Here is a 22,807-nt window from a genome sequence, read left to right as displayed (position 1 = left end):
TTTATGGAACTTTTTGAGGACGTAGTTATGAACAAAAAGAAACAGTTATTGATCGACACAGCTTTGTCACTGTTTTATAAACAAGGCATCAACTCTATTGGCATCAATGAAGTCCTCAATGTTTCCGGCGTGGCTAAACGCACGCTATATAACCATTTTGAGAGCAAAGAAGCGCTTATCATCGCCGCATTAGAACAACGCCACCAAGTATTTATGGAATGGTTGGAGGAAAAGCTTTCTTCAGCACAAACGTGCGCGGAGGTGATCGATCAGTTATTTACAGCACTCAACGGCTGGTTTCATGGCTCTGAAGAAAAGTTGGGCGAGTTTCGCGGTTGCTTTTTCATCAATACGTCCGCGGAATTCAGTGACGACAGTGGCGAGATCGCAACGTATTGCCGCTACCATAAGCAGCAAGTCAGAGAGCTAATTCAACACTATCTCAAATCAGACAACGCTGCATTACTCGATGCCATTTGCATCATGAAAGAGGGCGCGATCACTACCGCTTACATGACGAAAGAGTACGACAACATCACGAAGAAATGCGTGACCATTTTGCACAAGCTTTAATGCGTTCAGGTATAGTCATTTGCGGATTAAGTATTCAAACGAAAGGCACCAATCGGTGCCTTTCGTTTTAGTTAGTGATTGTACTTACAGCTCGTGCTCGGTACGAGCAATGATATCGTCTTGAGCATCTGGTGATAGCGCGGTGAAGAAGGCTGAGTAGCCTGCAACTCGCACAACAAGATCACGATATTGTTCAGGGTTCTTCTTCGCAGCTAGCAAGGTCTCACGAGAGACGATGTTGTACTGCACGTGCCAACCTTTGTGGTGGTTGAAGAAGGTGCGAATCAACATAGAGAGCTTGAGCTTATCCCCTTCAGACTCAACCGCTGCTGGGCTTAACTTCTGGTTAAGCAGCACGCCACCAAGGATCTTATTCGCTTGGATCTTACCGACCGAGTTGTACACAGCTGTTGGACCTAAACGGTCAGAGCCAGAGGATGGGCTTGCACCTTCTGCCAGTGGTGTTTTCGCTTTACGACCGTCTGGCGTTGCCATAGTTGAAGCGCCAAATGGGACGTTTGCCGAGATACTTGATGTACCTGCGTAGTAACCTCCGCCAATTGGACCACGCCCATGACGCGTATTAACGAACTGCTCTAGCTCATCAATGTACACTTGGTACGCGTCTGCCAGTAGTTGATCTACCGCATCATCATCGTTACCGTATTTTGGTGCAAAGTTGATAAGACGTTGGCGAAGCTGTTCGTTCTCCATGCCGTCGAAATCTTCTGCCAATGCTTTTGCTAGCTGTTGTTGTGAGATAAGGGGCTGAGTGATTTGCGCATCATCGAAAACAAGGTGCTTGATAGCTGCTAGGCTATTACCTAAGTTTGCGATACCGACTTGTAAGCCAGATACCCAATCGTATTTCGCACCACCCTCTTTCACGGTTTTACCGCGAGCCAAACAGTCATCCACCAGCGTTGAACAGAAGATGTCTTGTGCCTGCTGTTCAAGCACGCTGTCCACTACCGTATCAATCTCAATCGATTTACGGGTGTAGTAGCGGATTTGCTCTGCCCAAGAAGCTGTCACTTGCTCAAAGTTCTCAAAGTTGCCTTTTGCTAATGACTTATCGTGCGGCAAGAAAGCTTTACCCGTTGTTGCATCCACACCTTCGTTCAATGAAGCAAGCAAGATACGAGCGAAGTTAATGAAGCTCATACCCGTACAACGGTAACCCCATTTGCCCGGAACCGCCGTCTCGATACAGCCGATAGATGCGTAGTTGTAAGCGTCTTCTTTCTCTACGCCAAGCTTGATGAATTCAGGAATAACAATCTCATCGTTGTTGAACGCTGGCATACCGAAGCCGCATTTAATCACTTCGATACAACCCATTAAGAACTCTTGGTTCAAACCTTCGTGGTAACGCACACTCAAGTTAGGTTGCGTCGAACGCAACTGACCACAAGATTCCAGAATCGCCCAAGAAAGAGGATTCACTGCGTCTTCAGGCTCACCCTTTTCATTCAACTTCTGACCGCCGATACACACGTTTTGATACAGCGGAGAACCTGCCGATGCTTTCGAGTGAGCACCAGAGCGAATCTTGTTTACTTCAAGCAGCTTCAACCAACAGCTTTGTAAAAGCTCTAATGCAAAGTCTTTCTCAATCGTGCCATTTTCGATATCACGAACATAAAATTCGTTGAGGAATTGGTCCATACGACCGAAAGAAACCGAGTGACCATTCGATTCGATTTGTAGCATCAACTGAACGAAATAGCTCAACTGCAGTGCTTGCCAGAAGTTTTCTGGTGCGTGGCTCGCGACATGACGACAGTTTGCCGCAATGCTTTCTAATTCAGCTTTGCGCAGCGGGCGCGTCTCTTCTAGCGCCATTTTTGCTGCTAATTCAGCGTAGCTCACCATGTGGTCTTGAATGGCAAGCAGTACAATTTCGACCGATTTGTAGAACTGCTCTTTCTTCAAGCCTTCAAAGGTCGAAACATCATTGTTAGCACGGTGCTGACGAACATCCTCTAACAAGCCGTTCATGCCTAGCTTCAATATTTTCTCGTTATCCACCGCAAGGTGCGCGTCACCCGAAGTCATGTTGCCTTCAGCTTTAATAATGGTGCTGGCTAAGATTTCTTGCTGCTCATCAGTGAACAAGCCATAACAACGGTCTTGAACGGTTTTACCGCGCCAGTACGGTGTGATGCTGTGAATGCTTTGCTTATCTTCTTCAGTGACCGCAAAGCCTGCACCAGGGCGGTCGGCTAGCTCATCAATTTCCGCTTCAATCCAACGCACTGTGTATTCTGGGAAAATAGGCGCAGCGCGCACTTTGCTCGCTTGGTTACCGACGATTAACTCATCGTGTTTAATCCAAATCGTACGAGTGCTTAAGTGTTCTTGCAGTGCTAGCGCACGTTGGACAATCACAGGTTTGTCTTCGTTTGCTTGATAAGCACGAGTGTATGCCTCTGCACGCTCGGTACAGACAGGTGGCGTTACGATGTTTACCAGTGCCGATTTGTGCGCTTTGATACGCTCAGGAAGGTAATTCAGGTCCATAGTTAACCTCTTACAATCACGTTAAGTTGGGTGTTTTCGCTTGCGTATTGCATGGCGCTTTCTAGCAGTTCTGGTTTGTTTAATGGCTTGTCAGAACACTCGTAAGGCATATCGAGTAAACGGTATTTATTGATGCCGAGCGTGTGGTACGGCAGCAAGTGAAGTTCTTGGCAGCTTTCTAGTGAAGCCGCAAAATCGATGATGTCTTTCAACTCTTCGATGGTGTCATTGAACCCCGGCACAACGGGAACGCGAATCACAATGCGTTTCGCGATAGGTGCCAGTTTTCGGAAATTGTCTTTGATGCGTTTTAGTGAACCTTTCGCCCAGCTAAGAAACTTTTCTTCATCGGTGTGTTTTAAATCCGCCAACCAACAATCAATATGCGGCGCGGCTTTTTCGACGTTCTTCCACGGCACATGCATACACGATTCAATGGCGGTAGAGACTTGGTTGTCATGCAGACGCTGCGCGAGTTCTGCCACTAAATCCGCTTGCATGAGTGGCTCACCACCGGAGAAGGTCACGCCACCTTGGCTTTGGTCATAGAAAGGTTTGTCTTTCATTAAGGTGTCGAACAGCATGTCTGATTTCGCCTCTTCACCGCAGACGGTCAGTGCTTGCGTAGGACAGACGTTTCGCAGCGCGATCAGTTGGTCTTCTTTGATGGTTTTGCGATTGATGATGATCTGGTTGTCGATGCGTTGAATACCATCACCCATCGTTTCACTACCCGCAGTGTTTAGAGTTGTGGCTTGATAAGCAGAAACGCACAGCTGGCAATCTTCCATGCAGCTTCGCTGATCAAACAACAGTGAATACTTTTCGCTGCGGCTTTCTGGGTTTTGACACCAAGGACAAGACAAGCTGCATCCTTTAAGAAAAAGAATGGAACGAATGCCATCACCATCATGGGTAGAGAATCGTTGAATATTGAAATACATCTCTGCTTGCCTCTTGGTCTGTGCTACCGCTATTTACTTAATTCGTTTCTTTTGCTCGTTGAGTCTTATGAACAGCTTTTCTGTTTTCTAACTGAAAGCTTCATTTGAGCGTTTACAAGTTTCACTTAACTTTCATTTAATGAAATTATTATAGTTTCAAATGAAATTTCAATTGATCAAAATCAAGATCTCGTTCGATTGTCAGATCTATAGTGATCCCATCATCAAAACGAAGATTTTGTTTAAGGTAGAAACCATGATCGAACTTTATTTAGATACTGCTGATGTGGCAGAAGTAAAACGCTTTAACCAATGCCTACCGCTAAAAGGCGTGACGACAAACCCAAGCATTTTGGCGAAGTCAAAACAGGGACTGAATGAAACCCTAGCAGGCATGCAAGAAGCACTTGGCGGGACACCTCGCTTTCACGCTCAAGTAGTGAGTTCAACCGTCGAAGGCATGGTGGCAGAAGCACGCCAATTGAATGAATTGCCTTACGACATGGTGGTAAAAGTGCCAGCAACAGAAACAGGCTTAGCTGCAATTAAGCTAATGAAAAAAGAGGGAATTCAGGTTCTTGCTACCGCTATCTATTCAGCTCAACAAGGTTTCCTTGCAGCACTGTGCGGTGCAGACTACCTAGCACCTTACGTAAACCGCATTGATACGATGAACGGCAACGGTGTTGAAGTGGTCGCGGATCTTCAATTGTTGCTCGATCAAAACCAACTACCAGCGAAGATTTTGGCAGCCAGTTTCAAGAATACTCAACAAGCGATGGAGGTGATGAAACTGGGCATCGAAGCCATTACATTGCCAACTGATGTGGCGGCACAAATGTTCGCACATCCAGCAGTAAAACCGGCGGTTGAACAGTTCGATAAAGACTGGAAAGAGACGTTCGGCGAGAAACTTTCATTTGAAAGCTAATTAAAAGTAGCAGCTAGACCTTTCAATGAATAATAAAGGGAATCTTAACTCACCCTGTGCGCCGGTGAGTTTAAGGTTCCCTTTTGTATTTCATATAAAGAGGTGAGGTTTACAGCAGTTCTCTATTGGTCAGTGACCAAAGGTACAGGCGCTTGAGTAAACTAATTTTGAACCTCTTACGAATACCTCGTTTGGAATAGCGGAGTCGGTCTGGTAGCGCAATAGCTTTCATCTCGGTTTTCATTTCTTTTCTATCCACCAACACAGTAGACCTCCGATGCAGTAAGCCAGCAGATCTTTCCAATCAAATGTAGCGCCCAAAATCACTGCCAGAGGCGATGAAGATTCGATACCAAGCCAAGCTGCGACCTGTAACAATTGCCCTAACTCAACAGCAAACGCAATCAACACCACCAATGAAACCAGCCAGTTAACAGGCATAGAGAACATACTTGCAAGAAAGTAGTAGAGCCAAACCACAACGAGAACATCACCAAATGTCGGGCGAATAAAGTTGTCTCGAACATAGAGTGCAATAACGACCAATGCGATAAAACACACCAAGCTTTTCAGTCCATTTTTTGCAGAAAATCGCAGGTAGATAGCGGACGTCTCTTCCACCATATCGCTTGGCTGACCAGCAAGAGTGACTCGTTTAAACATCTTCACGATTCGCCTTTGCACTTTCTTCTGCTTTCTTATTTCGTGCGTACCAGTCGATGTTGCGTGTAATGACCATAGTGAAGCTCAAAATCGCAAAACACAGTAATGTCCCCATGACCAATGCGTAACTCTCTGCTTGTAGCAAGCCAAACAGTAATCCGTAGAGAGTGAGCAAACACGCTCCAAATATCGCGCCGTGTTTGGTGTTGCTCAACATACCGCTCACGTACACACTTAAAAGCCAGGTCGATGCAACTGCCGACACCACATATGCCCAGTTAAAGCCGAGGTGTTCACTCATCGAAATCAGCAACAGATAGAAAAGTGCTAAAGCCAGACCAATAAAGCCGTATTGCACTGGGTGAACCGGACGCGCTTGGAACAGCTCCAGTAAGAAAAAACTCGCAAACACTAATGTGATAACCAACAGTGAATAGTTCACAGCTCGGTGAGACTTCAAATAGTGATCAACAGGGTCAATCAAATCTACGCCCATTTGTCGCTGTTCAAGCTCGTGACAAGCGTGATTCGATGACAAACAGCTTTGGAACAGCTGCGCGATATTGGTTGAGAAGTTGTTGCTCGCCCATTGCGCGTTAAATCCATCTTCAGATACCTCTGACGACACCGGTAAGTAATCACCAATAAAGCTTGGATGTGCCCAAGTTGAAGAGAGTTCAACCGTTGTTTGACTGCCGATTGGTGTGACTTGAAGCTGACCCATCCCTTGCAGCAAGAAGTTAAGATCGAATGCCAAAGGTTGTTCTGCGTTTACGTCTGCAAGTGTCAGATCGCTGTGGAAGCCTTGTGGCAACTGATTTAACCCCGTTCCCGGTGCGACTTCGATGTCAGCACTCGCCATGGTCATGTCATCCAAACGAATCAATCCACGGCTGTCTTCAATGCCAACCACTAGGCTCATGTTTTCAATATCAAGCCCCTGCAACGCCGCGAGATCGTCTGCATCAAAAGCGCCTTTCAGTGCCACTTGTGCTTTGTATAAACGCGCGCGGTAAATGCCTCGGTACTTTTCAAAACTGTCCAGATTCGCGCTCATATCAAAAGTGCTAGGTAAAAGAAATTTACGACGCTCTTTAATCTGTACTTTGTCATCTCGGTAACTGGTTTCGGTGTAGTTAACCATGATGAATGGACCAATGATGCGCTGTTCGCCGCTGCTGCTGCGTGCGATGTCGTTTCTGACTTCATCTTGGCGATATGAGCGTTCTGAGATCAGTCCTGTGACCATTGAAAGCGGGATTTGCAGTAAGACAAACAAAAACAGCACGAAGGCGAACTTCGTGCCGAGTTGGTTATTGAGGATCTTTTTCATGTTTCATTCTCCATTTGCTGATGGAAGTAATCTAAATCAGCAATTTGGAGAACGAATGGAGCTAATGTGGAGTTTCTATGGAGTTGGTAAAATCAGGGTCACTTTCACGCCAGCATCGACGTTTTCGACTTGCAACTGACCTTTGTGCAGCTTGATCACTTGCTCAACAAAATTCAGCCCGAGCCCAGTGCTCTTAACACCATTTTCCCGAGCGAGGGAGTAGAAGCGCTCGGTTAAACGAGGCAATGCATAGTCGGGAATGTGAGGACCTGAATTGAAAATCGACAGGCACACCTTTTCTTTCGTGACCTCAGTTTTCCATTCAATGCATCCCTCTGAATGAACAAAATCCAGCGCATTGTCCATCAGGTTAAAAACGGCTTGTTTCAGTAAGAAGGCATCACCAAGTACGGAGAGATGGTCATCAATTTGGATTTTGGCAGTGACCGACTTAGCACTCAAACGCGCATCCGCCGACTCAACCACTTCATTGACCATTTGTTCTAGCGAGATAGCTTCGACTTGTTCTAACTCGGGGCGCTTTTCAAGACGAGCCAGTTCGAGCAACTTATCAATCAATGACTGCATGCGGTCGCTTTCTCGCTCAATGTTGCCAGCAAAGCGCGTGACCTTTTCTTCAGGCAACGGCATTTGCAATATTTCACTCGCGCCTTTAATCGCTGATAACGGGCTTTTCAGCTCATGAGTCAGCGTCTGTACGTACTCTTCCACATACTGCTTACCATCGAGCTGATTGCGCATTTTCTCTAATGCATCACTTAGCGTGCCGTACTCATAAAAGATACGAAATGTCGGCTTAGAGACCTTTTTGCCCTCACCCATTTTGGTCGCGTAGTCTTCTAGCTTGTTCAATGCCGAGTGAATTCGCCAAGCAAACAATGCCCCTGCCAATAGCACTAAACCACTCATCCATACCATCCAAAACAGCACATTGCGTTTAGAAAGATCGATGAAGGGTTGTACTGAGCGATTGGATTTTGCCACCGTCACGCTGCCAATGATTTCGCCTTTGTGGTAGATGGGCGCAGCAACGTGCATGACGGTTGAAAGCGGATCTTTCGGGTCTTCGATGGTACTGCGCGCGCCGTATTGACCACGCAACGTGAGATAAACATCGTTCCATTGCGAGTAGTCTTTGCCTACGTCTTGCTGCCAAGAATCCGCAATCACAATCCCTTGTTTATCGGTGATGTAAATTCGATGGTTAATCGCTTTTTTACCGATTTCCCAAATGCGCGCTTGAGGTTCTCGCTGCCCATAAGCCGTTAATAGTTTGGAGAAGCGACTCTCAGACAACTTTCCGTTTGCAACGTCTTCTTCCGCCAATACCGCAAGCAAGTTCGCCATATCCACCAGCGTCTCTTCGGTGGTTTGACGCACGGTTGGCTTAAGTTCTTGGACAACCGTTTTGCTCACCATGTAAGCCGTCATTCCGACTAAGATGAAGTAGAGAAAAAACAGTCTGAGTCCAAGAGGGATCTTCGGCCAGCGGTTCATCATTCACCTTTAATGCAGTAAAAGTAACCAAAGCCACGCTTGGTACAGATGCGTTCAGACATCTCAAACGGCTTCAACTTATGGCGAATGGCTTTGATGTGGGTATCGATATTGCGCTCGTATGCAGCCTCTGGCGCCATGTCTGCCGCGACCATGAGCTGCTCTCGGCTCAATACATTGGAAGAGACGGAAATCAGTTTATCGAGAATCTTAAATTCGACCGCCGTTAACCCAAGCATTTGCCCGCCAACACCATAATCGAAGTTTTGCGCAACCAAACCTTGGTTCAATTGAGGCTGTTCTGGAACAGCTACAGGCTCTGGTTTGTGCTCTATCATTGGCGCTTTAGCTTTGATTCGAAGTTTAATGCGCGCCAGCATTTCGCGCGGGCTAAATGGCTTAGTCACGTAATCATCCGCGCCAATCTCCAAGCCCACGACGCGGTCAATTTCATCGCTTCTTGCTGTGAGAAAGATAATGGGAATATCAGAAAACTCACGGATGGTTTTGCATAATTCAAAACCATTGCCATCCGGTAAGCCTACGTCTAAGACAAGTAACGCGGCGGAGTTGTGCTGCAAAAAAGCTAAGCCCTCTCCTGCTGTTGCAAACCACTCTGCGTGGTAGCCATCCATCTCTAATACATGAATCAGGTTCTCTGCGATAGCAGATTCATCCTCGATAATAAGGACGGTGGGTTGTTCGCTCAATGTCTTAGCCTCATTGACGGTGTTTATCTTTATGTTGGTATTATCACTTAATTTGGGGCCAAGGCTAGTGGATTGATGCAGCAAAGGCGCAGTTCATGGATAATACTAATCAAACACACTTCTATTCAGCATAATAAATTTATCACTTAGATTAATGAGTCACCACAATTGTGAATACAATGATTTCAACCATTGATATGAACAGTGTTCATTTTAAACTCAAGTTATCAATTCGATTTTATTTAAAGGACAGTCACTGATGAAAAGAGCGCTAATCCCCCTGGCTTTACTGACTTTGCTCTCAGGTTGCGCCAGCATGTCTCCGGATGAGTGCAAAACGGCAAACTGGTACAACGTAGGTTATCAAGATGGCCGAGATGGCAACGATCCAAACATTATCAATAGCTATACCGAAGACTGTGGTGAAGCGGGTGTGACACCCGACCGAGCGAAATGGAAAGAAGGCTTTGATAAAGGCACTATCCAATATTGCTCACCAGACAATGGGTACACTGTCGGTATCGAAGGCAAAGAATATTACGGTGTATGCAGCAGCAAAGAGTTTATTGAGAACTACCAGTTAGGTCATCAAGAATATCAACGCCAGCAACGCATCCAACAAATCGATACTGAAATCTCGGTCATCGATAATCAGCTTGATGGCAATCCAGACAAAGATAATGCCAAGAGACTGAAAGAGAAGAGAAAGCGATTGGCTGACGAGCGTTCAAGCCTCTTGTCGCCAACCATCAACTTGAATCTGAATTTCTAAATCGATTGGATTTAGCTTCTAAAAATTCATGGCCCTAGCTCAGTTCTAGGGTCATGAATTGACTGTTCGGATCGAGTTCGTAATCCCCGAACGGCTCGCAGTACACAAAGCCATGCTTTTCATACAACAGGCGCGCTGGTTTAAAAAACTCCATCGAGCCCGTTTCTAAACTCAAGCGCTGCAAACCTTTTTGCTTCGCTTGCTCAATCACATGAATCAATAATTGAGATGCCACACCTTGGTTTCTTGCCGTAGGCGTGGTGCGCATGGATTTCAGCTCCGCGTGTTGGTCATCCAACTCTTTAATCGCCGCACACCCAAGCAGTTGCTCACCTTTCCATCCTGTCCAAAATGTCACTTCTGGCGCTTTGAGCTTATCTAAATCTAACGCATGCACGCTTTCTGGTGGTGACGTGGCGTACATGTCCTGTAAATGTCCTTCCAACAGCGCTATCACTTGCGGCCGTTCTAAATTGTCGATTTCAATTCTCATATATCCATCCTTGGTTTTTCATAGCTAAAGCGGCTGTCTCATAATGTGCTGCGGTCCAACTGGGCCGCCGTGGTAAAGCTCATTGGTATCTTCAAACCCTGATTTTAAATAGCACTGATAAGCAGGTATGTTGCGGCAATTCACAGTGAGATAAAGCGCATCAAACTCGGGATAATGGCGTTTGGCGAAATCGGCAAACTGTTGAATGGCTTGCTTGGCGATGCCTTTGCCTTGATGACGGAGATCCACCAGCAAAGCCCGCACGCCTAAACTGTTTTCCGGGCAAAAATCGTATTTCTCACTGTAAGCTGCATCAAATAGAAAAAAGCCAACCACATCATCGTCTGTCAAAATCAGATGCGGAAGTTCTGTAGGTTCAAGACGCGTAAGCATTTCACCCACATCCGCGACCGTAAACTGCGATTGCTCTTCTAGCACGCTAAGTTCGCAAGTTTGTTCATGTCGCTCAGGCGAATACTTTTCAATAGTAATCATAATCTTCCTTGTTGTTTTTATGCTCAATTCATACAGGGTATGTCGTAAATAGAAATACCTAGTGTCGTATTTCCCACTCGCAGGCAAACGTTTAGCACTCTATTATCCTCGCCATTCGATAGAGAGGTTTCCATGTCCCGTTTTTTACTTTGTAGTTTTGCACTCGTTTTACTCTACCCTACTGCCATTGATTTGTATCTTGTTGGTTTGCCTCAAATTGCGTCAGATCTCAACGCTAGTGAATCTCAGTTGCATATTGCGTTTTCGATCTATTTAGCTGGCATGGCTACCACCATGTTATTCGCGGGGAAAATTGCAGACTCTGTGGGACGAAAGCCTGTTGCCGTCGTCGGCGCGATGATCTTCGTGCTCGCGTCTTTTCTCGGCGGGATGGCTGAGCAACCAAACACTTTCTTGATTGCTCGCTTTTGCCAAGGCATCGGGGCTGGATCTTGCTATGTCGTCGCATTCGCGATTTTACGCGACACGTTAGACGATGAACGCCGCGCGAAAGTATTGTCGATGCTCAATGGCATCACCTGTATCATTCCAGTGATCGCACCCGTGATTGGTCACTTGATTATGCTGAAATTTCCTTGGCCGAGTTTGTTTACCACAATGGCAGGAATGGGCATTCTCGTCAGTGTATTGGCCATTTTTGTTCTCAAGGAATCACTACCCAGCCAACAAGGTGAAGAACAGACAGCGCCAGAGAGCCATCAAGAGACTTTCTTCGAGCGATTTTTTATCAGTAGGCTGATCATTACTGCACTTGGAGTGACCACCATCCTGACCTTTGTTAACGCTTCACCAATTGTTGTGATGAGTATGCTTGGTTTTGATCGCGGTGGCTATTCTTCCATCATGGCGGGGACTGCGACGATCAGTATGTTGATTTCGTTCTCGGCGCCATTGGCATTGGGGATTTTCAAGCAGCGAACCTTAATGATGAGCTCTCAAGGATTGCTCGTTTGTTCAGCCATCGTGCTCAGTGCAGCCCATTTCCATGATGGACAACCTTTTTACTATGTTTTCGGACTTGGGCTGATTTGCGCAGGCTTCGCTTGTGGCTTTGGCGTGGCCATGAGCCAAGCGCTCAGCCCATTCTCTCAACAAGCTGGCGTGGCAAGCTCGTTACTGGGCATTGCTCAAGTTTGTAGTTCCGCGTTCTATATTTGGTTTATGGGTTTCATCGGCGTTACTGCACTGAATATGTTGGTGTTTATCTTAGTGCTAGGTAGCGTAATCAGCCTTGCTCTAATACTATTGATTCCAAAGCCTGTTCACGATACCCATTATGAAGAAATCCCTAGCGCGACTTGATTTAAACTTACTGTTCACTCTGCAATTATTGTTGCAAGAGCAAAGCGTCTCGAAAGCCTCGAAAAAGCTGAACGTTACGCCCTCTACCGTAAGTAAGTCGCTCAACAAACTTCGTCATTGGTTCGATGATCCTTTGTTTGTCAAAACACCTAAAGGTCTTGCGCCAACGCCCTTGGCGCAAAGCATGGAGCAAGATCTTGCAGAATGGCTGCAAATTGGCTGCCAGATTGCAGAAAAACGCAGCGATATTACGCCTAAAGGAGTGCGTTTTGATATCACGATTGAGTCGCCATTAGTGCTCACAATGCTGGACAGAGTCATCGTCGCTATCCACCAGCGATACCCTGAAGCGAAAGTAAAAACCAGTAACTGGGATTACGATTCACTCGACGCCATCATTCGGGGCGAGGCGGATATCGGTTTTACCGGCCGAGAAAGCCACCCTAGATCGAAAGAGTCGTTGGATCTTCTGCCTTATTTCTTGGATTTTGAGATTCTATTTTATGACCTGCCGATGGTGTATTTACATAAAGATCATCCGGCATTACAGCAAGAGTGGAATCTCGAGACCTTTCTGAGCTACCAACACATCAATATTGTTTGGGAAAAAAGTGAAACTTGGGCGTTGGATGAAGTATTAGCGGAACTAGGGCTACAGCGCTCTATCGGGCTGACGATGTCCAACTTTGAGCAATCCCTTTTTATGGCAGCGCAGCCGACGCATGATATGATCACCACCGCGCCGCACTATTGCAAAAGTTACACAGAAAAGCTGCATCTCGATTTGGTGTGCTTGCCAATTCCATTAGACCAAGCTCAACAAGACAAATTACTGATTCCATTTACCATGATTTGGCATAAACGCAATGCGTACAATCCCAAATTGCTATGGTTGAAAAACACCATTGAGTCATTGTACAAACAACCTTTCCAACCACAGTAAGACTCAGGCTAAGGTCAGGTTTTCTCTGGTTATTTTTAATGACTTTCTTGCTCTGATAGCTATAACTAATCACTTTATCAACTAATAAAAATGTTCTTTTGGATCTACACTAGCTGTTCATTTACACGCTAAGGATCAAGGATGTCGACCTTCTTACTCACTGCTATTGCAATGCTGGCGTTCGCTGCCAATTCATTATTGTGCCGACTTGCCTTGGCAGAAGGGTTAATTGATGCAGGAAGCTTCACGCTCGTTCGATTGATATCTGGCGCGATTACCTTAATCGCAATGCTTGTCGTGAGAGGTCAGTGGAAAACCGATCGGCCAACTTCTCGCTTTCGCTTTTTTGCTGGCGTGGCGTTATTTGGTTACGCTGCCCTTTTCTCTTTCGCGTACTTACAACTGGCGACAGGAACTGGTGCTTTGCTTTTGTTTGGTGCCGTGCAACTTACATTACTGGCGATCTATTGGTTGCAAGGTGAGCGCTTTCAGTTTCTCGAAATCATCGGTATCGGCCTTTCAATTGTTGGATTTGTTTGGTTGATGTTGCCATCTGCCACTCGCCCCGATATTAGCTCTGCACTTCTCATGTTGATTTCTGGCGTTTGTTGGGCTGCGTTTACTGCGCTCGGTAAACAAGCGCCTTCTCCAAGTAGTGGCATCACGTGGGGATTCATCGCTGCATCAATAATTGGCGTGCTCCTTTCGCCATTAATCTTGTCCTCAATCCACCTTTCTTTGAGCGGAGTGTTGCTCGCTATCGCATCTGGTGCCATTGCATCTGGCCTTGGGTATACGCTTTGGTATCAAGTCATGCGTAAGCTCTCTTTACTTCAAGCCGCCGTCAGCCAACTTTCCGTGCCAGCCATTGCTTTGCTACTCGGCAGCATCGTACTCCACGAGCCTCTTTCACTGCATACTCTTTTAACCAGCGGCATCATTCTTGGTGGGATCGCTTTGGTTTTTTTATCTCGATCCAAAAAAACAAACGAACAATCGGCAAGCCGATAAAAAGTAATAACTTTCCCTCTCAAGTACCCATTCATCATCTATGCTTTTTAAAGCAGTAAAGCTCATTGCAGATGGTATAAGTGGTCTGCTTTGGTACCAGGCGAAGAATATAAGGTGAGCATTGGCTCACACAATGCAACGATTTTGTTTCATAAGTGAGAATCATCACAGATCGCGAATTTGCTCGTTTTAGGCGTTTCACCAATAACGCCAAGGGCTAGCACGAGATCAAGCCAAATACGCACTTTTTGTTTTGACAAAGGGTTTACAAAGCACACTTTTTCACCCGCTATATTCCGCCCCCCGAATTTATTCAGAACAAGATTCTGATTATTCATATAAGAAATTCATCAACTTATAACGATAAGCCTGAGCAAACTTTGACACTATGAACGACAAAATAAAATTCGCTATTAAAGTATCGCTTAGCCTGACTCTGGCTTATCTGATCCCGTTTGCCATGGGTTGGCCGCAAGCATCGACGGCCGCAACTACTGTAATGCTGATTGCATCGACAGGCAGTCGTCGTGAATCACTCGCCAAAGGTACCTTACGCGTGTTAGGTACATTGGTTGGTGCCGTGGTTGGCTTGTTACTGGTGGGGTTGTTTGCTCAAGACCGCTTGCTGTACATGCTGAGCGTGTCGGTTGTGGTCTCATTCATTTTTTACTTCCGTAATGCCTATCAAAAAGATCCTACGCTACTCATGCTGACCGGTGTGATGACGTTGATGATGTCCAATGGCGGTGACGCAGAAGGTGCGTTCCTTTATGGCGTTGACCGCGCCTATATGACGGTGTTTGGGGTGGTGGTTTACACACTCGTGGGAACTTTCTTATTCCCGACCAAAACAGAACAAAACCTAAGACAGCTCATCGAACAACTCAACCAAGCACAACGCGCGTTGTTCACCGCTATCTTGCAAAATTTCGAGCAAAAATCGGCAGGGCAAATCTCTCCTCAAGAAGGCGGAGAAGAAAATCCAGAAGCGGAAGAGCCACAACCTCCTAGCGTGGACACTCTCATCGAACAGATGTTTGCCGCTCAAAATGCGCTCGAACAGCGTTTTTCCACGGTCAGTGTGGAATGCAGTGACGTGTCGGCCTACATGAAAGAGTGGCGCTTGGCAGTTCATTTGAACAAGCAGGTAACGCAACAATTGACCGTCGCGGCGCACAGCCACTTTAGCCACCAGCAAGACCGTGAAAGCATCAGCAACTTTGATCAAGCCGTGGCGGAAATTGACGCGCTATTTGATACCTGCCAACAAGTCTGGGACGAAAAAGAACCCGCTTATCGTGCTCAGGAATTCAAAGTCAAATACAACCAAGCGTTGCTAGAAGACGCAGCGCACCTAGAGAAAGGCTCTGCGCTTACGCTTGGTCACCTGTTGGAACTGATGCATCAAAATTTGTCGCGTTTAGCGGAGAGCATTAGCTGTATTGACTCTGTGACGAACAATGTCTCCTTTGACGTGCCGCTGCCGAAACCGAAAGGCAAGTTTCTATGGTGGGACGCAGAAAACTTTAAAACTGCGGTCAAAACCTTTGTCACTTATTGGGTTGCAGGACTGATTTGGATTTATTTCAATCCACCAGGCGGCTACTCGTTCGTGGTCTTCTCGACCATGTTTATGTCTTTGCTGTCGTTCGTGCCTGTGCACCCGATTTTGTTGCTAGTGCTTTTCACTTTCGGCTTCTTGTTCGCGGTGCCTTCTTACGTCTTCATTCTTCCGCAATTGGATCTCGGGTTAGAGCTTGGCCTGTTTATCTTTATCTACACCTTTATCGGTTTTTATCTGTTTAACGGGCCAGTGACGATTTTCTATATGATTGGCTTGTTTGTTCTCGGTTTAGACAACAACATGTTTTATCACTTCGGGATCCTCATGACGATCATGCTGTTGTTCTACATGGTGGTGTTCATGATTATTTTCGCGCACTACTTCCCGTTTAGCTCACGACCAGAACACCTCTTTTTGACCATAAAAGAACGCTACTTCCGACATACCCGAGAGCTGTTCACTACCTATCAACAGCAGTCTAGCTCGGTTATTACGCCGCTCAAACGGGCCTTACACTTGGTGACGCTCAATGTCTCATCGAAAAAGCTCAAAGTCTGGGGTTCGAAAATCAACCACAAACACTTTGATAAAACCACGCCAGAAGCGATTGGCGCGTTTAGCAAAGCGTGTGATGTACTCAGTAATCACATCAACATCTTAATGGCCGCCGAGAAAAAGTTGATGGCCAATCCGCTGATTACTCAGCTTCGTCAACAACACCGCGATTCCATCATTCCTTTGATGGCAGGCGCTTTAGCCAGCCATCAAGCAACACAAGAACTCGACTCCGTATTCGACCAATACAGTCAGGATTACCAAACATTCGAAGATAAACTGGAAGATTTTTTTAGTGAGTTGGATTTATCTGACTACGCTTATTCAGAGATAGCCGGTTTTTATATCTTGCTGAATTTAAAACGGAACGTGTTCGAAGCAATCAAGCATTGCAAGCAAACCTACGAGGATATCGATTGGGTGAACTTACAACAGAAGCGTTTTTAAAGGTGGGGATATGATGCTTCCAAAACTAACCAAACCAAGCCTCGCCATACTTTCTTTGCTCGGACTCAGTGCGTGTACCACGGTAGGACCAGATTATGTTCATCCAAAGCAGGCGCCACTGCCAAGTGACTGGTCGGTGCAAAAAGCAGCAGCCAAAGATACGCAGCAATCAGAGCAACAGCTACAACAATGGTGGCAGCAATTTAATGACTCGACTCTTAATCAGCTGGTTGAGTTGGCGAGCAAACAAAACCTCGATTTAGAAGCCGCAGGGCTACGAATTGTACAAGCACGTTCATTGCTTGGTATTTCGACGGGCTTGCAATACCCACAAGTTCAAACCGTGTCAGGAAACCTAGCGCGTGCCTACGTAAATGATCAGGGCGTGAATAACGCCACTTTGTCGTTTGATGCTGCTTGGGAAATGGATGTTTGGGGCAAGTATGCTCGCGGTATTGAGTCGGCAGAAGCGGGTTACTACGCATCCATCGCATCGTATCACGACATCATGGTCACTATAACCGCCGAAGTGGCGCGCAATTACATCAACTATCGCACATTCCAAGAACGTATTTTGCTGTCTCGCCGCAATATCGAGATTCAAGAGCGTGTCGTACGTATTACTCAGGTGCAGTTCGACTCTGGCAACGTTACAGAATTGGACGTTCAACAAGCTAAAAACCAACTCTACACCACCAAAGCAGCGTTACCGAGCCTCGAAGTGGCAATGAAGCAGTCACGTACTGTGTTGGCTTTGCTACTGGGTCTGTTACCAGAAGAAGTAGATCGACTGCTACAGTCGGATGGGATGCACAAGCAAATCGCTGAGTACGAAGCCCAGTTCAAATCGACGGGCAGAAAATCGGCGCTATCAGGCACCGACGAGCGCTCCATTGTGCCGCGTCCACCTCTGTTGGATACCCAAGTGGACGCAAACTTAGTGATGCGACGTCCGGATTTGCAAGTCTCTGAGATGCAAGCTCGCGCGCAGAGTGCGCAAATTGGCGTGGCGGCAACCGCTCTGTATCCAAGCTTTTCGCTGTTCGGTTCCATCGGTATCGACAGTACGGTTCCCGATGGCAGCAGTTTCAGTTTTAGCGATTCGCTCACCATGGTGGTTGGCCCAACGTTCAGTTGGAACATTTTCCAATACGGACGCGTGAAAAATAACATTCGTTTCGAAGATGCTCGCTTCCAAGAAACGCTGACGAACTACAACAAAAAGGTACTGCAAGCCGTTAATGAAGTCACCAATGCAATCGAAGCGTATGACCTGTATTTGCAGCAAAAAGATTTACGCTTGCAATCGGTCAACTCTTCCATTCGTGCGTTCAACATATCCATGACACAGTACGAAAACGGACAAATTTCATTCGAACGTCTGCTTAACTCGGTAGAAAAAATGACCCGCGCAGAAGACAGCTACGCAACGATCAAAGGTAATGTTGCGAACCAAGTTGTCGCGCTCTACAAAGCCCTCGGTGGAGGCTGGCAAACCCAAACAGGCAAACCTTTCATCAGTGAATCGATTGCCACGCAGATGACAGAGCGCACTGACTGGGGAAGTTATTTAAATGAAGAAAACCGCGTATTGCCGCCTTTGCGACTCGAAACTCCGGCTGAGACCAGTGATGAAAACAAAACGGAGGATCGGTAATGCCTCATGAACTCTCTTGGGGAGACGTTTACTTTTCTCCTACGCTACTCGTGCTCTTTCTCGCCGTCACGGCCACGTGGATAACGGTGATGATATTGAACAAGACACGTTTGTCTCGCTTCATCGCTTTTCCGTCTCTGACGTTTATTGCCATCATGGTCGGTTATGTGGTGGCCATCGACAGCTTTTATATTCAATTTTAGGTGCCAAACAAGATGAAAAAACTATTCGTAATCGCACTCAATCTTGTCATTCTTGGTGGCGCAGCTTGGCTCGGCTATCAAAAGTTTGAGGAATACTTTAATAACCCATGGACACGAGATGGGCAAGTGCGTGCTAACGTCATCAAAGTGGCTCCTCGCGTATCAGGCCCAATTGTAAATGTCGCGGTGCAAGACAACCAAGAAGTAAAAATGGGGGATTTACTGTTTGAAATCGACCCTGCGACTTACCAGGTTGCGTTATCTCAAGCCGAAGTAGCACTGGAGCGCTCCATTGTTAGCTCTCGCGGTAAAAAAATCGAATATGACCGCTTAAAAGACATTCGTGCCAAAGACCGTGGCGCAGTTTCTCATAAGGATCTGATTCGTCGTGAAATCGCTTACGAAGAATCGCTACTGCAAATCAAATCTGCAGAAGAACAACTAAAATCAGCACGCCTTAACCTCAGCTTTACCAAAGTTTATGCGACCGTCGATGGTTTTGTATCTAACCTCGATATTAGAAACGGTACGCAAGCGGTCGCAAACCAACCACTGCTCGCACTGATCGACAAAAACAGCTTTTGGGTATTTGGTTTCTTCCGTGAAAACCAACTTGCGCAAATCGAACCTGGCAGCCAAGCGCGTGTCACTTTGATGTCTCACCCAGACACGCCAATTGACGCGACGGTTGACTCGATTGGTTGGGGTATTGCGCCCAAAGACGGCACGGTCGGCTACAACCTTCTTCCAAACGTAAACCCTGTTTTTCAGTGGATTCGCCTAGCACAACGTATTCCGGTGCGAATCTCCCTACAAGAACTTCCTGAAGATGTTGATCTTCGATTCGGGCTTTCTGCGTCCATCATGGTGATGAAAGAGTCATCCGCAGAAAGTGAACAATAACTAAGTGAGAAGAGCCATGGTCATTGGTAAAAACCTCAAAAATATTAATGAAGAAAACAACTTCTTCTATCTAACCTTAGCACTAGTGATTTTGTTGCTAGGGAGTGCGATGGCACAAGTCGTAGGTGAAGGGACGATTGAACACATACTTCAGGCTTTCACGGTTCTGACGTTTATCGTCTGTTTTGCGAGCCTTCGCTTTGACAAAACCTGGTCTCGTTTCCTCTACAGCCTGTTTGGTGTTTGGGTTCTTGTGATTGTGATCAAGACCGTTTTCGACATCAGAGAGATGAATGTGGTGATGCTTGCCCTCACCTTTGCGTTCTTTTTCGGCACTTTTAAATCCATCGCAAGACAGATTCTTTTCACCGGCCATGTCAACAGCAACAAAGTCATTGGCTCGGTAGCGCTTTTCTTGCTACTTGGTCTGATGTGGGCGATTGCCTACCTCATTCTGCTTGAGTTTTCGCCTGAAGCCTTTACCGGTATGGAAGCGATTTCTTGGGGGCAGAACTTCTCCAATGCAGCGTATTTCAGTTTCGTTACCTTAACCACGCTCGGTTATGGCGACATTAGTCCTCTAACACCACTGGCTCAAGTCGTGGTGTATTTAGAGGCCATCACAGGTGTTTTTTATATGGCGATTGTTGTTTCAAGTCTCGTCAGTTCTAACATTGATCATCAGGTAAACAAAAATGGATAAACAATCGGTAAAAATCGACAGTAAGCTTTTCATCAGTAATATGGTGGAATCAGCAATACGCATTGGCTTGATCTTTGTCTTGCTGATGTTTACGTACGACATCATCAAACCCTTCATACTTCCGGTTATTTGGGGCGCTATTATAGCCGTCGCTTTAATGCCGCTTACCCAAAAATTGCAGCGTGTATATGGTGGTCGCAGAGGTCTGGCAGCCACAACCATTGCTTTACTTGGTATTGCCCTCCTTGTCACGCCACTTGTTATGGTATCAGGCTCCATTGTGGATGGTGCAACGCACGCGCTTGAAGTACTACAAAATGGTCAAGTGAAAATACCAGGGCCAAAACCTTCCGTAGCGGATTGGCCTATCGTGGGTGATAAGCTCTACGAAGTGTGGACCCTATTCGCTACTAATCTTGAGCAAGCGATTCAAACCTTTATGCCACAAATAAAGGCAGGACTCACATCTTTACTGGGTACACTGGGGGGCGTATTGGGAAGTTTACTGCTTTCAATCTTGTCACTTGCGATTGCAGCAGGTTTCATGACGTACTCTGAATCTGCGGCATCAGGCCTAAGAACCATCGCGATTCGTACCGCTGGTGAAAACGCAAAAAGCTGGACCACGCTTATCGCAGCGACAATTAAAAGCGTACTGCTTGGCGTAGTCGGTGTAGCGGCGATTCAAGCACTGTTGATCGGTGCTGGTTTCTTCGTATTTGGCGTTCCGGCAGCAGGTTTACTCACACTGCTTCTAATGATCTTATGTATCGCTCAGCTCCCGGCGTTGCTCGCAGTGCTACCTGTGATTGGCTTCATGTACATGACCCAAGACACCTCAACAGCAACCATGTTTACTGTTTGGGTCGTAGTTGCGGCTCTTTCTGAAAACCTGTTCAAACCAATGTTAATGGGACGTGGCGTCGACGTGCCAATGCCTGTGATTCTGCTCGGTGCCATCGGTGGTATGCTTTTCTACGGCATCGTTGGTCTGTTCTTAGGTGCCGTTATCCTAGCAATTTGGTATGAGTTATTTGTTTGGTGGTTGAGCATTGAGAAAGCACAACAGCAAGAAGAAATGGCAGAACAACAAGACGCTTCTGATGACCAATCAGAACCTGGACACGGTGCTGGCATTTAATAAATCAATAAGTTAGAAAGAAATTTAATCTATAACTTATGATATCAAACCGCTGCATTTCAGCGGTTTGATTCTATTTGGATCACAGTTTCGTCGTAATAAATGCGATAAAAATGACGTTCTTGTTAAATTTTCATACTTATTACACTTGGGAGTTGCAATCGGGCAATGAACGATGCACTCTCGATGACCACTAATTTGCTTAGGATAAAAACAATGAAATTGATCAAGCCTTTAACTTGTGCGCTTGCTCTCGCAATGAGTGGCATGGCATTCGCAGATGTAACCGTGAGTGTTCCTGACAACGTTTCAGTATTGGCGGCTAACGGTGAAAAAGCAGATCTTTCGGGTGGTTTTTTCGCCTCTGAAAGAACACTGACGTTACCTGATGGCCTTAACCAAGTCGTATTTCGTTTCGCCCCTTACTTCAACCAAGGTAATGACCGTTTAAGTGTTGAAAGCGATGTTATCGTTACACGATTTGACGCGACCAATGCCGAACTCACTCTACAAATGCCAGAATACCGCAACCTACGTGATGCGGAAGAGAAGATCAAAGACTTAGATTGGAAACTGGTTGATGATTCAGGCAACGCAATCGCGGTTGACCAGGACAAGTTGCTCAAACCGGGTATGCAAATCGGTCGTGATTACGTACGTGAAATCGAAGATTATAACCAAGCTGGCGGTGCAGCAGCCGTGGCTTTTGCTGGCGCAGCGACCATGCAGCCAGTCACGCTTCCTGCAAAGGTTCCTGCGGATATGAAGCAAGTGAGAGCAACTGCGGTTAAAGCGGATTCGACAGCTGAAGAGATGCTGCACTTCTGGTACCAAAAAGCAGACGCAGAAACCAAAGCTCGCTTTAAGAAATATGTTAATCAACAGTAAATCTGGTTAACTTTATCGATATTAAAAAAGCCACTTCACGTGGCTTTTTTGATCAAAAATTAGGAAACTTGGACAACTTTAGTATTGGCGATCAAGTCATGCAACAAACGTCGCTCCGGATGAAAGAACAACAATGCCAAATTTACCAACGGGATCCCCGGAATGAGCATCTCCAGCAAGTAGCTAATAACAAGCCTTAACCCTGCTGTAACTTTCGTTGCCTTACTATCATTTTTCATTACAACTTTAATACCAATCATGCGCATACCAATGGTTTGCCCATGACTCAATGCATTCCAGTTGATCATTAAAACCGTTGGTAAAGAAAGCAAGTAAAACGCCTGAGTTTCACGAACAAGCGTGAGGTTATCTGCTAAAGAGAGCTGAAAGTCGTTAAGAAAAGAGTTAATACTCAATGCGATGATTAACACTACCACCATCGTAAAGAGCAGGTCGATAAAACCAGCAATGATTCTCTGTTGCTTGCTCGCGATAAAAGCATACATGGACTTCA

At 46.1% G+C, this 22,807-nt stretch carries 22 protein-coding genes; 13 read left to right on the top strand and 9 right to left on the bottom strand.

Annotated features, from left to right (window positions below):
• The first annotated feature begins 27 nt into the window (after positions 1-27).
• Positions 28-573 carry a TetR/AcrR family transcriptional regulator gene (locus R7P35_RS01000; RefSeq protein WP_115386815.1) on the top strand — a complete coding sequence of 182 codons (546 nt, stop codon included), beginning with the start codon at positions 28-30 and terminating at the stop codon, positions 571-573.
• Positions 574-657: 84 nt separating this feature from the next.
• Here R7P35_RS01000 and R7P35_RS00995 read toward each other — a convergent pair whose 3' ends face one another.
• Positions 658-3,096 carry a formate C-acetyltransferase/glycerol dehydratase family glycyl radical enzyme gene (locus tag R7P35_RS00995; protein ID WP_213904639.1) on the bottom strand — a complete coding sequence of 813 codons (2,439 nt, stop codon included), beginning with the start codon at positions 3,094-3,096 and terminating at the stop codon, positions 658-660.
• A 2-nt stretch (positions 3,097-3,098) separates the two neighbouring features.
• Complete coding sequence (locus tag R7P35_RS00990; protein ID WP_053307942.1) at positions 3,099-4,040, bottom strand: glycyl-radical enzyme activating protein; 942 nt, start codon at positions 4,038-4,040, stop codon at positions 3,099-3,101.
• 256 nt (positions 4,041-4,296) lie between these two features.
• Between R7P35_RS00990 and R7P35_RS00985 the strand changes: the two genes are divergently transcribed.
• Positions 4,297-4,971, top strand: a complete 675-nt coding sequence (locus R7P35_RS00985) for a fructose-6-phosphate aldolase (protein ID WP_053304029.1) — start codon at positions 4,297-4,299, stop codon at positions 4,969-4,971.
• Positions 4,972-5,211: 240 nt separating this feature from the next.
• Here R7P35_RS00985 and R7P35_RS00980 read toward each other — a convergent pair whose 3' ends face one another.
• The 4 genes from R7P35_RS00980 to R7P35_RS00965 form a co-directional block, all read right to left on the bottom strand.
• Positions 5,212-5,640: a DUF2809 domain-containing protein gene (locus R7P35_RS00980; protein ID WP_186585089.1), complete on the bottom strand. Its 429-nt coding sequence runs from the start codon at positions 5,638-5,640 to the stop codon at positions 5,212-5,214.
• The gene (creD, locus tag R7P35_RS00975; protein WP_213904640.1) at positions 5,627-6,967 is read right to left on the bottom strand and encodes a cell envelope integrity protein CreD; all 1,341 of its coding nucleotides are present in this window, start codon (positions 6,965-6,967) and stop codon (positions 5,627-5,629) included. Before creD ends, R7P35_RS00980 begins: the two co-directional genes overlap by 14 nt.
• Before the next feature lie 75 nt (positions 6,968-7,042).
• Positions 7,043-8,485 (bottom strand): two-component system sensor histidine kinase CreC, encoded by a 1,443-nt coding sequence (creC, locus tag R7P35_RS00970; protein WP_025768606.1) that lies wholly within the window; start codon positions 8,483-8,485, stop codon positions 7,043-7,045.
• On the bottom strand, positions 8,485-9,195 hold the full coding sequence (locus R7P35_RS00965) for a response regulator (RefSeq protein ID WP_025768607.1): 711 nt from the start codon (positions 9,193-9,195) through the stop codon (positions 8,485-8,487). Before R7P35_RS00965 ends, creC begins: the two co-directional genes overlap by 1 nt.
• Positions 9,196-9,454: 259 nt before the next feature.
• Between R7P35_RS00965 and R7P35_RS00960 the strand changes: the two genes are divergently transcribed.
• Complete coding sequence (locus R7P35_RS00960; RefSeq protein ID WP_005374970.1) at positions 9,455-9,967, top strand: DUF2799 domain-containing protein; 513 nt, start codon at positions 9,455-9,457, stop codon at positions 9,965-9,967.
• Positions 9,968-10,001: 34 nt separating this feature from the next.
• On the opposite strand, the gene R7P35_RS00955 is transcribed toward R7P35_RS00960, so the two are convergent.
• On the bottom strand, positions 10,002-10,460 hold the full coding sequence (locus R7P35_RS00955; RefSeq protein ID WP_005386911.1) for a GNAT family N-acetyltransferase: 459 nt from the start codon (positions 10,458-10,460) through the stop codon (positions 10,002-10,004).
• Positions 10,461-10,484: 24 nt separating this feature from the next.
• A complete protein-coding gene (locus R7P35_RS00950; RefSeq protein ID WP_065275497.1) occupies positions 10,485-10,955 on the bottom strand; it encodes a GNAT family N-acetyltransferase in 471 nt (156 codons plus the stop codon).
• A 132-nt stretch (positions 10,956-11,087) separates the two neighbouring features.
• On the opposite strand from R7P35_RS00950, the gene R7P35_RS00945 reads away from it, so the two are divergent.
• The 10 genes from R7P35_RS00945 to R7P35_RS00900 all read left to right on the top strand — a co-directional run bounded on the left by R7P35_RS00945 (position 11,088) and on the right by R7P35_RS00900 (position 22,293).
• Positions 11,088-12,278 carry an MFS transporter gene (locus R7P35_RS00945; RefSeq protein WP_213904641.1) on the top strand — a complete coding sequence of 397 codons (1,191 nt, stop codon included), beginning with the start codon at positions 11,088-11,090 and terminating at the stop codon, positions 12,276-12,278.
• Entirely contained in the window at positions 12,253-13,221 is a 969-nt protein-coding gene (yidZ, locus tag R7P35_RS00940; protein WP_053303886.1) for an HTH-type transcriptional regulator YidZ, read from the top strand. Before R7P35_RS00945 ends, yidZ begins: the two co-directional genes overlap by 26 nt.
• Positions 13,222-13,362: 141 nt before the next feature.
• Positions 13,363-14,232 carry a DMT family transporter gene (locus R7P35_RS00935; RefSeq protein ID WP_053303887.1) on the top strand — a complete coding sequence of 290 codons (870 nt, stop codon included), beginning with the start codon at positions 13,363-13,365 and terminating at the stop codon, positions 14,230-14,232.
• A 388-nt stretch (positions 14,233-14,620) separates the two neighbouring features.
• Positions 14,621-16,798 (top strand): FUSC family protein, encoded by a 2,178-nt coding sequence (locus R7P35_RS00930; RefSeq protein WP_318091570.1) that lies wholly within the window; start codon positions 14,621-14,623, stop codon positions 16,796-16,798.
• A 10-nt stretch (positions 16,799-16,808) separates the two neighbouring features.
• The gene (locus R7P35_RS00925; RefSeq protein WP_053350009.1) at positions 16,809-18,455 is read left to right on the top strand and encodes a TolC family protein; all 1,647 of its coding nucleotides are present in this window, start codon (positions 16,809-16,811) and stop codon (positions 18,453-18,455) included.
• Positions 18,455-18,658, top strand: coding sequence for a DUF1656 domain-containing protein (locus R7P35_RS00920; protein WP_005374946.1), 204 nt, complete (start codon positions 18,455-18,457; stop codon positions 18,656-18,658). The genes R7P35_RS00925 and R7P35_RS00920 overlap by 1 nt, the downstream gene beginning before the upstream one ends.
• Positions 18,659-18,670: 12 nt before the next feature.
• A complete protein-coding gene (locus R7P35_RS00915; protein ID WP_053350008.1) occupies positions 18,671-19,561 on the top strand; it encodes an HlyD family secretion protein in 891 nt (296 codons plus the stop codon).
• A gap of 16 nt (positions 19,562-19,577) precedes the next feature.
• Entirely contained in the window at positions 19,578-20,264 is a 687-nt protein-coding gene (locus R7P35_RS00910; protein WP_017634413.1) for a potassium channel family protein, read from the top strand.
• On the top strand, positions 20,257-21,405 hold the full coding sequence (locus R7P35_RS00905; RefSeq protein WP_005386936.1) for an AI-2E family transporter: 1,149 nt from the start codon (positions 20,257-20,259) through the stop codon (positions 21,403-21,405). The genes R7P35_RS00910 and R7P35_RS00905 overlap by 8 nt, the downstream gene beginning before the upstream one ends.
• A gap of 216 nt (positions 21,406-21,621) precedes the next feature.
• Positions 21,622-22,293, top strand: a complete 672-nt coding sequence (locus R7P35_RS00900; protein ID WP_017634411.1) for a DUF2057 domain-containing protein — start codon at positions 21,622-21,624, stop codon at positions 22,291-22,293.
• A gap of 59 nt (positions 22,294-22,352) precedes the next feature.
• Here R7P35_RS00900 and R7P35_RS00895 read toward each other — a convergent pair whose 3' ends face one another.
• The gene (locus R7P35_RS00895) at positions 22,353-22,799 is read right to left on the bottom strand and encodes an RDD family protein (protein ID WP_025768614.1); all 447 of its coding nucleotides are present in this window, start codon (positions 22,797-22,799) and stop codon (positions 22,353-22,355) included.
• Between the last annotated feature and the right edge of the window lie 8 nt (positions 22,800-22,807).

It is taken from the genome of Vibrio sp. Vb0304 (assembly GCF_033338995.1).
GTDB lineage: Bacteria > Pseudomonadota > Gammaproteobacteria > Enterobacterales > Vibrionaceae > Vibrio > Vibrio alginolyticus.
The sequence above is the reverse complement of the archived record's forward strand: the minus strand, read 5'-3'. Positions and strand labels throughout refer to the sequence as shown.